General features: G+C 58.9%; 10 protein-coding genes and 3 pseudogenes. 6 read left to right on the plus strand and 7 right to left on the minus strand.

Going from position 1 to position 14,678, the window contains the following annotated elements; all coding sequences use genetic code 11:
• Positions 1–10: 10 nt before the first annotated feature.
• From ACE3P6_RS07675 to ACE3P6_RS07685, 3 genes are read left to right on the plus strand one after another with little or no spacing between them, the layout of a single operon-like run.
• Positions 11–1,702, plus strand: a complete 1,692-nt coding sequence (locus ACE3P6_RS07675; RefSeq protein ID WP_374393432.1) for a site-specific DNA-methyltransferase — start codon at positions 11–13, stop codon at positions 1,700–1,702.
• Between the two features lie 2 nt (positions 1,703–1,704).
• Positions 1,705–4,518: a DEAD/DEAH box helicase family protein gene (locus ACE3P6_RS07680; protein WP_374393434.1), complete on the plus strand. Its 2,814-nt coding sequence runs from the start codon at positions 1,705–1,707 to the stop codon at positions 4,516–4,518.
• On the plus strand, positions 4,518–5,486 hold the full coding sequence (locus ACE3P6_RS07685; RefSeq protein WP_374393437.1) for a 5'-nucleotidase: 969 nt from the start codon (positions 4,518–4,520) through the stop codon (positions 5,484–5,486). The genes ACE3P6_RS07680 and ACE3P6_RS07685 overlap by 1 nt, the downstream gene beginning before the upstream one ends.
• Positions 5,487–5,608: 122 nt before the next feature.
• Here ACE3P6_RS07685 and ACE3P6_RS07690 read toward each other — a convergent pair whose 3' ends face one another.
• The 3 genes and pseudogenes from ACE3P6_RS07690 to ACE3P6_RS07700 form a co-directional block, all read right to left on the minus strand.
• Positions 5,609–5,797, minus strand: a complete 189-nt coding sequence (locus ACE3P6_RS07690; protein WP_374393439.1) for a hypothetical protein — start codon at positions 5,795–5,797, stop codon at positions 5,609–5,611.
• A gap of 55 nt (positions 5,798–5,852) precedes the next feature.
• A pseudogene (locus tag ACE3P6_RS07695) lies at positions 5,853–5,957 on the minus strand (integrase core domain-containing protein); the annotation flags it as partial.
• A 27-nt stretch (positions 5,958–5,984) separates the two neighbouring features.
• Positions 5,985–6,128, minus strand: coding sequence for a hypothetical protein (locus ACE3P6_RS07700; RefSeq protein ID WP_374393473.1), 144 nt, complete (start codon positions 6,126–6,128; stop codon positions 5,985–5,987).
• A 185-nt stretch (positions 6,129–6,313) separates the two neighbouring features.
• On the opposite strand from ACE3P6_RS07700, the gene ACE3P6_RS07705 reads away from it, so the two are divergent.
• Both ACE3P6_RS07705 and ACE3P6_RS07710 read left to right on the plus strand, forming a co-directional pair.
• Complete coding sequence (locus ACE3P6_RS07705; RefSeq protein ID WP_374393441.1) at positions 6,314–7,009, plus strand: hypothetical protein; 696 nt, start codon at positions 6,314–6,316, stop codon at positions 7,007–7,009.
• Entirely contained in the window at positions 7,009–7,674 is a 666-nt protein-coding gene (locus ACE3P6_RS07710; protein WP_374393443.1) for an RES family NAD+ phosphorylase, read from the plus strand. The genes ACE3P6_RS07705 and ACE3P6_RS07710 overlap by 1 nt, the downstream gene beginning before the upstream one ends.
• 360 nt (positions 7,675–8,034) lie before the next feature.
• On the opposite strand, the pseudogene ACE3P6_RS07715 reads toward ACE3P6_RS07710, so the two are convergent.
• From ACE3P6_RS07715 to ACE3P6_RS07730, 4 genes and pseudogenes are all read right to left on the minus strand, one after another.
• Positions 8,035–8,406: pseudogene (locus ACE3P6_RS07715) on the minus strand (Gfo/Idh/MocA family oxidoreductase); the annotation flags it as partial.
• 293 nt (positions 8,407–8,699) lie between these two features.
• Positions 8,700–9,002 (minus strand): annotated as a pseudogene (locus tag ACE3P6_RS07720) (Fic/DOC family N-terminal domain-containing protein); the annotation flags it as partial.
• Between the two features lie 201 nt (positions 9,003–9,203).
• Positions 9,204–10,970, minus strand: coding sequence for a DUF262 domain-containing protein (locus ACE3P6_RS07725; RefSeq protein ID WP_374393445.1), 1,767 nt, complete (start codon positions 10,968–10,970; stop codon positions 9,204–9,206).
• A 1-nt stretch (position 10,971) separates the two neighbouring features.
• The gene (locus ACE3P6_RS07730) at positions 10,972–12,843 is read right to left on the minus strand and encodes a type ISP restriction/modification enzyme (protein ID WP_374393447.1); all 1,872 of its coding nucleotides are present in this window, start codon (positions 12,841–12,843) and stop codon (positions 10,972–10,974) included.
• Positions 12,844–13,839: 996 nt separating this feature from the next.
• Between ACE3P6_RS07730 and ACE3P6_RS07735 the strand changes: the two genes are divergently transcribed.
• Complete coding sequence (locus ACE3P6_RS07735) at positions 13,840–14,610, plus strand: helix-turn-helix domain-containing protein (RefSeq protein WP_374393449.1); 771 nt, start codon at positions 13,840–13,842, stop codon at positions 14,608–14,610.
• Positions 14,611–14,678 lie beyond the last annotated feature (68 nt).

Below are 14,678 nucleotides of genomic sequence, written 5' to 3' on the forward strand. Positions count from 1 at the left end.
GGGGCCTTTCATGGCGACGGGAAAGACCAGGCTGGAACTCACCTGGATCGGCAAGGACATCCGCCCCCGGCTGGAACCGCGCATCCTGATCGAAGACCCCGAGTTTTCGCATCACGCCGAGGCCCGGCGCGAGGGGAATATTTTCGACAATGTCCTGATCCATGGTGACAACCTCTTGGCGCTGAAAGCGCTGGAGACCGACCCGAATGTGCGGGGGGAGGTGAAATGCGTGTTCATCGACCCGCCGTATAACACCGGGTCGGCGTTCGAGCACTATGACGACGGGCTGGAGCATTCCCTCTGGCTGGGGATGATGAGGGATCGGCTGGAGATTATATGGAATCTTCTTTCTAAGGACGGTTCGCTTTGGATTGCCATTGATGACAATGAAGGCCATTATCTGAAAGTCATGTGTGACGAGATTTTTGGTCGCCGTTGCTTCATCTCGGACACTATTTGGAGAACATCTGACAGTAGCAACAATAACGTCACCAAATTTTCTCTGGATCACAACAGCTTGTTGGTCTACGCGAAAGATCCGGACTGGCGGCCGAATTTTCTTAATGACCCATCGAAAAGGAAGCACTTCAAGAATCCAGACAACGATCCTCGCGGTCCTTGGTTTGACGGCAACAATATGCAGAATCCGGGGCTGCGGCCAAATCTGCAATTTGATGTGGTATCTCCCCAAGGATACACTATTAAACATCCCCCCAATGGTTGGCGATGGTCTCGCGAAACAATCGACGCAAAGATGAAAACTGGCGAGATTAGATTCTCGCCGGACGGGAAACGCTTGATACGCAGAACCTATCTATCGGATCAGTCAGGCCTGCCACCATCTTCTCTCTGGGTGGATTTGGATGAAACAGGGCACAATCGGCAAGCCAAGTATGAATTGAAAAACTTGTTTCCTGAAATTCCTGTAACCAGCCTATTCGGCACCCCAAAGCCGGAGAGACTGCTTCGAAAGGTAATGGAGGTAGCTACCAACCCCGGCGATCTTGTCCTCGACTCCTTCGCCGGGTCTGGCACCACCGGCGCGGTGGCGCACAAGATGGGGCGCCGCTGGATCATGGTGGAACTGGGGGAACATGCCAAAACCCATATCGTGCCCCGCCTGAACAAGGTCATCGACGGGCAGGACAAGGGCGGCGTGACCGAGGCGGCGGGCTGGAAGGGCGGCGGCGGATACCGCTTCTTCCGCCTCGCGCCCTCGCTCTTGGAAAAGGACCAGTGGGGCAACTGGGTGATCCGCAAGGAATACAATCCTGCCATGCTGGCCGAGGCGATGTGCAAGCATTTCAACTACACCTACGCCCCCTCGACCGAACATTACTGGATGCACGGCCAGTCCTCGGAAACCTCGTTCATCTATGTCACCACCAACAGCCTGACCTTCGACCAGCTCCGCGCCATATCGGACGAGGTGGGCGAAAGCCGCAGCCTCTTGATCTGCTGCACCGCCTACGAATCCGGCGCCGACAGGCTGGCCAACCTGACGTTGCGGAAAATCCCGCAGGCGGTGCTGGCGGCCTGCGAATGGGGCAAGGACGACTATTCGCTGAAGATCGAATCCCTGCCGATGATGGCGGAAGAGGAGGAGGACCTTCCCGCCGCGAAACCGGTCCCCCGTGCCAGACGCGATACCGACACCGGCGACCTTTTCGCCACCGGTACTGATGACGACGGGGAGGCATAAGGATGAACCCCGTTGACCCCAAGCGCGCCGTCACCCAGATCACGCAGCGCCTGTCCCTGCGCAAGCCGCAGGCCGAGGCGTTGCGGCGGCTGGATGATATCACCGACCTGATCGCGCCCTCCAAGACCACCGATGTCGAGGCCGCCAAGGCCGCCGTGCGCCAAGCCTACGGCAACCTGCCCGATGCGGCCTTCGAGGATTTCGAGCGCGACTTCCCCTCGGTCTGTTTCGCGCTGGCGACCGGGGTCGGCAAGACCCGGCTGATGGGTGCTTTCATCAGCTATCTCTACATGATCGGCAAAAGCCGGAACTTCTTCGTCCTGGCCCCGAACCTGACGATCTACGAAAAGCTCTTGTCGGATTTCCAGCCGAACAGTCCGAAATACGTGTTCCGGGGCATCGAAGCCTTCGCCCATAACGCGCCCCTGATCGTCAATGCCGAGAACTACGAGGAAGGCCGCGGCGTGCGCGGCACCGATTTCTTCGGACGTGAAGGCGCGATCATCAACATCTTCAACATCTCGAAGATCAATTCCGAGGTGCGCGGCGGCAATGCGCCACGGATCAAGCGGTTGCAGGAGTATATCGGCGACAGCTACTTCGCCTATCTGTCCGAACTGGACGACCTTGTCCTCTTGATGGACGAGGCCCACCGCTATCGCGGCACGGCCGGGGCGCGGGCGATTGCCGAGTTGAGGCCGATTTTGGGGTTGGAGGTGACGGCAACGCCGAAATCGGTCGGCTCGAAGTCACAGGAATTCCGCAACGTCGTCTACCGCTACGACCTGCCCGACGCGATGGAGGACGGCTATGTCAAGGAACCCGCCGTCGGCACCCGCGCCAACTTCAACCCGAAGTCGGTGGACGAGGCCACGCTGGAACGGATCAAGCTGGAAGACGGCATAAACTACCACGAGCATGTGAAGGTGGCGCTGGAGACCTATGCCCGGCAGCATGATGTGCGGGTGGTGCGGCCCTTCATGCTGGTGGTGACCCAGGACACGACCCATGCAAGGCAGGTGCGGGATTTCATCGAATCCGAGCAGTTCTTCGATGGCCGTTACAAGGGCCGGGTGATCGAGATCCATTCCAAGCTGACCGGAGAGGAAAGCGACGAGAATGCCCAACGCCTGCTGAACATCGAAAAGGGCGGCGACACGGATATCGTCATCCACGTCAACAAGCTGAAAGAGGGCTGGGACGTTTCCAACCTCTTCACCATCGTCCCGCTGCGCGCCTCGGCCTCGGACATCCTGACCGAGCAGACGCTGGGTCGCGGGCTGCGGCTGCCTTATGGCAAGCGCACCGGCGTGGCTGTGGTCGATCAGTTGACCGTCATTGCCCATGATCGCTTCAACGACCTGATCGAACGCGCGAAAGAAGACAATGGCGTCACGCGCAAGCTGAAGACAGTGACGATCGGGGATGGCGGGGACGTGCCGTCGTCGAAGCCGGTCCTGGTGACGGCTCCGTCCATCATCGACCAGATGGTCCAGGAGGCCGAGGCCCAGTCTGCAGCGGCAGCGGCTCGAGGGGGCACAGCAGGAGCTTATGAACAACCTGCCGCGACGCGAGCCTCGGGTCTGGCCGAATCCGCTCCACCCTTCCGGTTCAACAAACCCGAAGAAATCAACCTGGCAAAAACGGTATTGAGCGTTGTGCTGCCCGGGGTCAGCAAGCAGGTTTCGTCGATCAAGGATCTAAAGGATCCCAAGGTCATGCAGCGCATCACCGAAACCGCCCTTGCGGCGCAGAAGATGCAGGACGGCCTTTTCCCATCGGTGACGCCAGAACAGGCCGCCGCTGTCGTCGAGGAGGTCTGCAAGCAACTGATCGCGCGGACGATCGCGATCCCGACGCTCACCATAACGCCAAAGGATCAGGTTTCATTCGGCTTCAAGGCGTTCCGGCTCGACCTGAAGAGCTGGAACTTCCAGCCGCTGTCGCGAGAGCTTCTGATCCAGGTTCTGCGGACCGAGCAGCGCAATATCATCTCGGGTGATACCAGCGGCGACACGCCGGAGCGGCTTGAGGACTATATTGTCGCCAAGTTGATGGACTTCCCAGAAGTCGACTATGATGCCCATGCGGCCATTCTCTACGACCTGGCTGGTCAGGTTGTGGCGCACTTCCGAGCCAAATACCCGGAAGCAGAGAAGCTCCACGCAGTCCTGCAGGGACACGCCCGGGCAATGGCGGACGCGATCTTTGCTCAGACGAAGCAGAACATGTGGCGCGGACAGACCAGCTACCGCGTCACCGTGAACACCGCCTTCGACCAACTGCGCCCGCAGACCTTCGACGGTAGCGGGGCCGGAGTCATGCGCGACTTCCGCGAACCTCCTGAGCAATTGAACCAGATCCGGCGCTTCATCTTCACCGGCTTCAAGAAAGGCTGCTATAAGATGGCCAAATTCGACTCCGACACGGAGCGGAAGATGGCGGCTATCCTTGAACAGGATCCGAAAGTCCTCCTGTGGATGAAGCCGGGGCCGAACCAGTTCAAGATTTTCGACAGTGATGGCAACTCCTACCAACCAGACTTCGTGGTGGAGACTGAAGCCGAGAAGTTGATCATCGAGACCAAGCGGGCCAGCGACATGGCCGATCCTGTGGTCTTGCGAAAGGCGGAAGCGGCAGCGCTCTGGGCGTTCGTTGCGACGAAAGCGCAAGCGGAGCAAGCTGGCGAGAAGCCATGGTCGTATCTTCTCGTCCCGGAGGCAGCCGTGCTGGAAAATGCGACGGTCGATGGGTTGGCATCGGCACATGTGCGATCTGCAGATGCAGATCTTTGCGCACGATTTGAGCTACAATAATGATTCATGTGGGTATGCAGTTGGAACAAGAAGCCGCTCGAGAAAGTCTGATCAACCGACCGCTTCGGATAGGCATATCCACCAGATCTCTATTCGATCTTGACGAAAAGCACAGAGTTTTTGAAGAGCAAGGGGTGGCAGCCTATTGTTTGTATCAGCGGGATCGCGAAAATATTTTGCTACCCAAAGGCACCGCATTCCAAGTGATCCAGAGAATACTGGCTCTCAACGACGATCCACAGAAGCCATATGTGGAGGTCATTCTGATGTCCAGAAACTCGCCCGACCTATCTCTGCGAGCGTTTAACTCAATCAATTCTTATGGCCTACCCATAAAACTTGGAAGCTTCACAAGTGGCCGCCCGCTTTCTCCCTATATTCCAGCTTGGAATATTGACTTATTTCTATCGAATGATGCTTCTGATGTTCAGGCCGCAGTTGCGGCCGACACCGCCGCTGCCAAGCTAGGAATGCCTCCCTCCGAGGGTTGTGCGCTAGTCGACGAGGACGAGGTCCGCATTGCCTTTGATGGAGATGCCGTTCTGTTTAGCGCAGAATCAGACCTCGTCTACAAAGAGAAAGGCCTTGAGGGTTTCCTGCAGCACGAAGTGGAGAATGCGATGAACCCTATGTTGGGCGGACCTTTTGGCGAGTTTTTAAAGAAATTGAGCATGCTGCGAACCATACATCTCAACGGTCGCGGCGTAAGTAAAGTTCGTATCTGCCTCGTTACGGCGCGCAATGCTCCGGCTCATGCGCGCGTTGTGCATACCTTTCGTGCTTGGGGCACTCCAGCAGACGAAGCACATTTCGTTGGCCCCAATAGCAAGGCCCCTATCCTCAAATCTATGGGCGCACACATCTTTTTTGATGATCAAGAGAAGCATATTCTTGGTGCCGCCGCCGTTGTGCCAGCTGGACATGTGCCCGGACCACATACGCCTGACAATCCAATCATTCCCGCATAGAGGTGGAGTTCCATGGATAGTCTATAGACCATCCACTATCCCAACACCCGGCGCCGTCCATTGGGCGTCACGCCCTGGCGGGAATGATAGTCTCAGTTTTTTGCCATAGTATAGAGACTATGTTATTTAACAATGATAGTGCTGATTTTAGGGCGGTCCGCATCCGCGCGCATATCAGGCATTCTTCGCATAACATATTCCTCCATAAAACGGATGATATCTGCCTCGGCAATCATGGGAATTGCGCCGACACCCTTTTTGGGTGAGCGGTTCTCGGGCGTCAAATATCCAGATTCAATGATCTTTTCCAATAGAGAAAAGTTGATCTCCAGCTTCTTTGTATCGACCCAGCGGAATCTGCTCAGGTTAAGCCGCTAATCTGAATGCCTCGGCCGGCGTGCGCATGGCAATCGCCTGATGAGGGCGGCGGTTGTTGTAGAAGCTGATCCAGTCTCCGAGTGCTCGGGTGGCGTGCTCCCTTGTAGCATGAGCAGAGTTTCACTGGGTCGATACATCGATGCTGTTGGTCTCTGGAACAGGATGTTGGGCATTCGGGTGCCGCAGGTAGGCGTCGATGATGAAGGCGACGCAGACGAAGCCTCGCAGGGTGGCGACATAGGTGAGGTCGCTAACCCACTGCATGTTCGGCACTGGCAGCACCGCCTGCCAGCGCGGTCCATGCTGACCTGCGTTGTCGAGGACCAGGGTCGCACGGTCGCCCGCATGTGCCGCGCAGGACTGAGCTTCTTGCAAATAGGTGGATTTGTGCTATATTGGATAGTAAGTGATGACGATATATCCAAGATAGCGAAGCTATGCATTACTTGGTGCAGACCGAAGAAAATATCTCGACCATCGTCTCCGAGGTGGCGGGGCGGTCGGATCGTGCCGCACCGCGCCGCATCCTGAACCACGAACAATTGCAGGCTCATGCTACGGAAACCGGCATGGTCCTGGTCTTCATCGGAGATCTGATCGGGGCGGCACATGTATCGGAACGCCGGACGGTGTCCCGCTTTGCCGATGCGGCGGAGGCTGCTCTTTCCGCGGAGGTGAGAGCGCTCGCGGACAACTATCGCAAGATGATCCGGGAGGCCCTGCCTTCCGGGCGGAACCTCGCGGTCAAGACGGCCCTGAACCGGGTTCGGGTCCAGGAGCGTTTCCTGGCTACACTCGACATGGCCGATCAAACCGAGGCCTGCGAACTGTTGCGGCTGTCCAAATCCAACCCCTCCGCGACGCTCCGGCGCAAAGAGGAGCGGGGGGAGCTCATCCGTATCGACCGGGATGGCCGGCCCTTCTATCCGCTCTTCCAGTTCGATCTGGAGGCCGGGCAGATCTATCCGGTGCTGCGCGAACTGAACCGCATGCGACCGGACCATTGGAGCCACATTCGCCTTTGCTACTGGCTGACCCGGCCCCATGCCGATTTCGGCCGCGCGCCGGCGGAGCTTCTTGGCCGGGCGGATGAGGAGATCGTCGACGCCTTCCGCCGTGAGATCGAGCCGGAGATCCATGGCTGATGCCCGCACGGATCGTGATCGATCTGGCGGATCCGATCCCGGAGAATTTCCGCGCAACTCTCCGCATCGGCCTGTCTGTCGGTGTGGAACTCCATCGGATCTACCACGGGGCATATGGCCCCTGCCAGTTCAACGCTACCGATCGCGGGAATGCGCGTTTCGCTCCGATCCGCGACCGGACCGGAGCGATCATCCCGACCATCTATGCGGCGCAATCCTTTCGCTGTGCGACCTGCGAAATCATTCTTCGCGCTCCTGACGCCATACCGGACCCGGCGGCGATGACCGTCGTGTCGCCCCAGGACTTCGATGAGCACCAACACTCGACCGTTCGGACACGGCGCGCGCTGGAATTCGTCGACCTGACCGCAATTGGCCAGCGCGTCCTCGGTCTGGTGGGGAATGCTCTCCTGAGCGGCGGCACCCTCCACTACCCGGCGACGCGTGCTTGGGCCGAGGCCATCCATGCCCACGCCCCCTGGGCAGACGGGATCTATTACACCTCCTATCAGTGCGGCCCCGAATTCGCGATGATGCTCTTCGGGGATCGCTGCACGGATGCTCTCGAACAGATCGGCCCCCCCAGGCCGGTCCGGGCGGCTTCGGTCGAGGATGAGATCCGCACAATCGGTGAAGCGATCGGGATCGAATACGCCGATCTGTAAAAGGCGGACCAGGTCCGCGCTGGTGCCTGCTTTTCGCGGAAGCCTGAATGCAACGTTCCGCACTGTGCTTCGGAAATAGTTTTTCCTTTTCTTGTGATTTCTGCGTCGGTCTGCCTCTTCCGAGAAAAACTCGACGAAGCGCAAAAATTTTCTTGGGTACCGGGCGGCGATAGAAATCCAGGACGTCGGCATTACATGTCACCTCACCTCCAGCTATGGCCTTTTCCAATCCGCGCATGGCTACTTCGCCGCAATCGAATGCGACACCGTCTGAACGTATACAGGGTTGGCCTAGCTCAGGTGCATCAATGCCGGACAGTCGGAAGGCGGTGCCAGTGATCTCCACTGTGTCACCATCGATCACCCTTGCAGCACCGGTCGCGGACATCGCAACAGTGTCCCCCACGCCGCCTCGGGCTCCCGAAGCCAGTCGGGGTCATCTGCGGGGCGTTTGCCCGCGAAGATTGCCTGCGCCTGCACATCGGTAGCGTGGGACACGTAGCTGCCTTTGGCTCCGTATGCCCGGAGTTCCCGCGAAGTCAGATGATTCAGTTTGCTTGCCGATAGGTGCGAGTGCGCTCCGGATTTGTGGCGAAGAGTGATCGTGAACGCAACGTCGGTCGGACCTTTTTGCAGATCGACGAAGTCCATCTGGGCATCGACAGAGACGACCGGCCCCAGGAGCCAGAGCATCTGGTCGACGACATGGCTACCGAGGTCGCGCAGAAGTCCGCCAGTCGGGCCTGCTTCGAGCGTGTTGGGATCAGCGCCATCTTGATCAGAGGGTCGAGGTCGGACACCGCGTCGTCGTTCACGAAGCGCTCCAGGGCGGTCATCAACGTGACGATCTCGTTCGCGTCCTGAGGAGGCACAAAGACGATGTCGCCGTTCCGCTCGTTCTTTAGCGCGGTGCCGGGCGTGACACGAAAACCGTCGTCGCGATCCTTGAGGAGCCGGAACATGTCGATCAGCGTCGAGTTCGGGATCAGGCCACTCGTTTCCAACAACCTGCTGAGCCCCAGACGCAGTGCGTCGCGATACCTGGCGACCTCCTTGGCGGCCGGAGACTGCGGGCCATCAGGGAAGAGGTCGGCCTGGAAAAGCTCGTCCTGCGTCGTTACGATGTTCTCGACCTCTGATGATGCTTTCGCTTCCTGCAGCGCGAGCGTGTCGATCAGGATGCCTTGGTTCGGGATCGTGCGCGCCTGCCCCTTCAGATCCGCCAGCGCCCGCGACGCTAGGTTCAGCGCCTTGAGCACCTTCACCGTCTCCAGATCGACCGGCGGCGGCAGTGTCGGAAGTGTGTAAGTCGGCTTTAACATGTGCATCACGTCATGTTCGAAAAACTGCGTTTCCTTAACATGACACGACGATCATGTTCTCGAAAGCGCCATTCCGTTAACACGACGCTTTATCTTCGTCTGCGCGGCTGGAGGACGTAGCATCCATCATAGGGAATTGCGCAGTCGAGGATCTCTTGCGCTTGGGCACTCAGAGAGCCTCGCCGTCAGGCCTCCCCTGCGGACCACTCAAGAAAGGGCTTCAAAACCCTTCTTGATCACTGCGGCCATCAACGAGCGACGCGCAGTCAGAAAGTCGTCATAGACCATCTTATGCCATCCCTCAGGTAGTGCATGATCTTGCATCATCTTGCGGGCGACATCCCCGTCGAGCCGAGAAAGCACCTGAGGAACATAGACGTCCGGTGCGTCATCGCCAATACCGATGTTGTCGGGCCATTCAAGAAGCGCGAAGTTTGCCATCTGATTGATGTGTCGCAGATCGACGATCCCGCTGGCTTCGAGAAAAGCGCGTGGGAAGAGATGATGACGCTCTAGAGGCTTCTTCTTGGTTTGGAGCGCTGGGTCGATCAGGTCGCGGATCGTCTTATGTGAAAAGAGGACGTGCGTGCCGAGCAAGTTCTGGGACGCGATGTAGCAGAACAATTCGGGATTTCGCGCCGACGAGCTGTCGAGCTTCGAAGGCAGTGTTATCTGCCAATAGTCACTTGTCAGGTTGCTCTCGATGATGCCGTCCAGAACCGCGCAGAAGCCGTCCGCGGTGGTGATTGATCGAAAACGCGCAAGATCGCCGTCCATGACAGACTCGGGAGAGCTGGTGTAGCGACCGGTCAGCGAAGTCGCGAAGAACCACCGGCCGATAAGCTTCTGTAAAACGTGCTCAGGAACGCCGTAGCGCTTGCGACCGAGCAGGTAGAACGCGTAGGCGTAAAGCAGTGCATTGTTCGAGGAGATCATCTCTGCACTACGGAACCCGGCGCCCACGATCGCGCTGAGAAACTGATGCCAGTTCGTCAGATTGAGCACCTCGGCTTGCGCGTCTTTCAACACCTGGAACTGGGCTTCACGCTTTTCGTCCGAGAACTCGCCAGTCTCGGCGTCCTTGCCCCTCAGGATCTGGTAGACACTCTTGAGGCGCCCACGCCCGAAACCGTAGGCGATCGAGACGCGTAAGAGCTGATCGGGATCGGGGTCGATAAGGTGGTTGAACGAAGATGCCTTGCCGTCGATCTTCGCGCTCGTTCGCGCAGAGTGGCAGAAGGTTTCAAGGTCCCGACGGCCCTCTTCCCAGAAAACAGAGAGCAAGGTCAGGATGAAGTCCGCCTGATTCAGCGGCACGCCCTTGCTGTTGATGCGCACGAAGATATCGGCGACCTGCTCCTCATCGACCGATGAGGCGATTTCTAGCGCCGTGAACGGGTATTTGCGGAGATCAAATAGTCTGTCGAGGTTGTGAGCGATGACCTCTTCATCCGCGTCCGGCAAGTCGACCTTGCTTTTCAACAGACCCAAGAAGTCCTTCACAAGGGTGTAGGAGGATTTCCGGCTGGACCAGAGATCCGAGATGTTTGGGATCCACTCGACATCGCGTCTGATCGCTGCGTCCGTCACTTCGAACTTTCCATCGCGCGGCCGGAAGGCGATTTCTATCTGTCTTTCCTTGAAGTTTGCGTCGAGCACTTTCTGCCCGCGAAACACTGCGTAGAGCGAGGTCAGGCGCTGTTGGCCGTCGACTACCAGGCGCGACGCTTTCTTGAACTGCTTCGCGCTCACGCCGATCTGTTTCACCCCTGCCTCGGACTCGCTCTCCCAGAACAGGAAGTAGCCGACCGGGAAACCGCGATACATCGAGTCAAACAGGTCGCGCACCTTTGCGTTGGTCCAGACAAAAGGCCGCTGGATGTCAGGAAGCGCGATGTCGCCAAGGTCGATGAAGTGCAGGAGGCCCTCCAGGTCGTATTCGACGCGTTTGAATAGGGTCTTCAGTTCGCTCATCTCAAATCTCCAACGGCGGCAGTGCCCTGACGCTCTTCATCGTCTCCAGGCTGACGGTGATCACGCGGCACAGCAGGTCGAAGGGGTAGCGCGGGTCGCCGACGGTTTCGTTCGCGTAGTCGTTCGCGTCGTTCACGATGCCGCTGTCCTTGTCGACCTTCACCGCCTGGCGCTCCATCACCCAGTCGATCGCGGGCTTGCCATTCACGACGTAGTCGTAGGCTTCCAGCGGCACGTCGATCAGGGTGATGTTCGGGTTGTAGTGGATGACCGAGCGGTCCTTGCCCTTGCCGAAGGCCATCTTCTCCACCCTGAAGAACTTCACCGAGTCGTCGATCGAGGCGAGGGACAGGTCACCCTGCTTCAGGGTCACCGGGTAGGGCTCGATGGTCTCGTAGCCGACGTGGAGATCACCCAGGGCACGGCCGGCCTGGACGAAGGCCCAGAAGTCGGCGGCTTGCTTCACACAGGGGATGCGAGGCAGTTCCTTAGTCAGGTTGTCGGCGAAGCGGCGGCGGTAGTCCTCGGAGTGCAGGAGGCCGTAGGTGTAGTAGAAGATGTCGTCCTTGGTGATCGTCTCGCCCGGGTAAGCCGCCTGAAAGTAGGCGAGGCCCGCGTCGGTGATGCCGTGGCGGGTGCGGTAGGTGGGCTTGGCGTCCTCGACCATCGAAAACAGGTCGTCGTCGGCATCGGTGTCGGCACGGGCGTAGAGGGTGAGCGGGAAGCACTGGGAGCCGTCCATCGACGCAATGTGCAAACTAACGATATTGTCAGTCATGAGCGTCGACAATCCAGCCCGGCTACCTGTGCTCGACAGGGAGATCACCCTGTTCGAAGTGCCTTGTTCCGGGAACAAGCGTGGGAAGAGTCCTACCCGGTTGATCAACTGCCTACTGAAATAGAGGTGCTGTTGAAAGAAAGGGCGGTAGGTCGCAGTGACGAAAGTCCCTTCGTAGATGTTCAACGTTTCTTCGCGTGCAAATGCCGTGCGAAGATTTGCCGTCCACGACAGGTCGCCCGGGGACGATGCCATGTAAGGCTCGGGCGCCAAAGTCCGATCAGCCGCGCGAGCGCGAACGAATTCTGCCAGTCGCGAGTTGTAGTGATTTATACTGTGTTCGATAGCCCGACCAAGTCGCATCCTTGAAGAATTGAAACACCAGGCGTCGCGGCCAGTCGCCACACCAAGCGAATAGCTCTCGAACAGCGCGGGCGCCTGCTGGTCTTTTTTGTCTCCGATGCCGATGTAGTCAGCCACGCTGTCATCGCGCTGCTTCAACCAGTCGCCGTGATTATCGGGCACAATCTGTTGCCACCCGCTCTTCACTCTTATGCCGAGAACGCTACGGAAGCTGGCGACGATCTTCAGCTTGTCCTCCCTCGACAAGTAATCGCCAATGTCGTGGAAAAATATCCGGCCCTGCTGCTTGGCGCTGGGGTTCTTGACGAACACGCTGATTACAATAGGTGCGCGGCTGCCCTCTCCGAAGATGTTGCCGCTCTCTTTCCGACGTTGTTCGCCGGACGTTCGTGCGTTCCCTCGCAAGTGAAAGATGTAGATCGACGCGAACTCATCGATAATTGACTTACGCATGCCGTCGGCAGTGTTTGCGTCGACCCAGCCGCCGTTGGTCACATAGGCCAGCACACCGCTCTCCCCCAGCCTGTCTGCTCCCCAGCGGATAGCCCGAATGTAGCTATCGTAGAGCTTGGTCTTCAGCGTTGCGGACGACCGCGCAGCATATGTTTCAGCGATGCGTCCGTCGAGATGGGGGTAGTCGATGTGCTGCGACACAGCGTAAGGCGGGTTGCCCATGATGACGCGGATGTTGAGCTCTTGCTGGCGGCGGCGGCGTTCCGAGTTGTCGGGCATGACCAGGGCGAGCTCGTCCTGCCCACCATCTTGCGGTCGACCGACCCCGCTTTGCTGCCGTTTCCCGATCCCGGCACACAGCCGACCGCATCGATACCCCATCGTAGATGATCTCGGCCCGTCCTTCCCCAGCAACCTCGCACCGCGAGCACCTCCGTCTGACCTCCATGTCCTGCTGCTTCACCATCATCGAACATCATGATGAAACTGCATCTGCGGAAATAGGTCTAGTCCTTCGCATAGGGCTCCACCTAGCTTGTCAGCGATTTTCACGATCGCCCGGTTGCAGCGCCTTTCGCCGCATCTTGTGGGGCAGGCACGCTCTCTCTCCTTGGCCCGGCTGAGAACGCTCAGGGCGTCTCTCAACCTCCTGAACTGCCCGCTCAGGCCTCCGACACGTCGCCAGACGCAATAGGGCGTCCGCTGGGCTGCATCCGCGACCTGAGTGGTGGGCGAGGTGCGGTCAACGCAAGCACGCTCTGCGCGGCTTGGCGGGGGCACCGCACAAGGTCTATAGGACCGCTGGTCACTTTCCGCTGTTGGGATTGTTGGTTTCTGACAAAATTAGTTCGAGCGCTGGAAGGGACCTGAGGCAGAACTCTGGGTTCACAGCATGTTTGCTCTACCACTAGCGCAATGTAGCCCAGAAGTAGCCCAGCAGACGAAAACCACGCAGAGCCCGCCGTTGGTTCGACCCAGAAAGTTCAACAAAACAAGGGAATTTAAGTGGTGCCCAGAGCCGGAATCGAACCAGCGACACGCGGATTTTCAAGCCGTCCACCGGCGCGGGAAATCAACTGGTTGCGCGGCGTTTTCCTGTCAAACCCCCTACGGAAAATCAAGCACTTAAGGGGCGATTGTCAAACCGGTTTTCCGCCGATCCGGGGCAAAGAAAAACCGTCGAGGGGGCGGCCACCCACCTCGACGGCGCATTCGAAGTCACTGCTCTGACAGAATACCAAAGCGCGGACTCCGGCGCAATCATCGGGGGCCTGCATGTCTGACATTCTGCCCTTCTGCCATGTCAAGCTGCAGTACCTCCTCGATCTCGTCCTCGACCAGGCGCTTGACGACAACGCCTTCCGCGTCGCCGCCTATCTGGCGCTGACCCATGCCGACCATGACACTGGCGAATGCCATCCATCGTTCGAGACGATCGGCACGGCGCTTGGGCGGCATGCGAAATCGGTGAAGCGCGCCCTGAATAAGCCCGAGATGGCGCGCCACCTGACCGTCGTGCGCGGTACCAATCGCGGCAACGCCTCGCGCTACCGCCCAACCGAAGATGCCCTGCGGCGCGCCACGCAGCGGCGGCGCGAGGGGGACAAGATCGTCCCCCTTTCCCGTGCGAAAGGGGGACAATCCTGTCCGCCCGAGGGGACATATCTGTCCGGAAAAGGGGGACAGGAACGCCCCCCGAACAGAGAAAAGGAACTTAAACCAAGAACGGCCGCTGCCGCGCCGGATTTGCCCGAGGAAGGGCAATCCGGCACAGCCCCGGCCCGTAGCGCGCCGCCACCACCGTTGGTCTTCGTCCCGCAGGGCATCTGCTTTGCCCGGGACTGGAACGACCGATTGGCGCAGGAAGGGCTGGCGACGCTCGACCGAAGCCTGCCCTTGGTGGTGAACGGCCATCATCGCGGCTTCTGGGTTCCGGCCCGAAGTCCCGCGCCAAGGGGAAGCCCGGAATGGCGGGATCAGGTGCGACGGCTGCGCTGTCTTGCCGGGAAGGAATCCGGGCAGATGGAGCAGCGTCATGCGGGATGAGCAGGGAGCAAGGCGACCCGTGTCATACGCTGGCGCTGCTGACACGGGGCCTTGCGAGGGGTGGCAAG

It is taken from the genome of Tabrizicola sp. (genome assembly GCF_041911175.1).
Taxonomy (GTDB): domain Bacteria; phylum Pseudomonadota; class Alphaproteobacteria; order Rhodobacterales; family Rhodobacteraceae; genus Tabrizicola.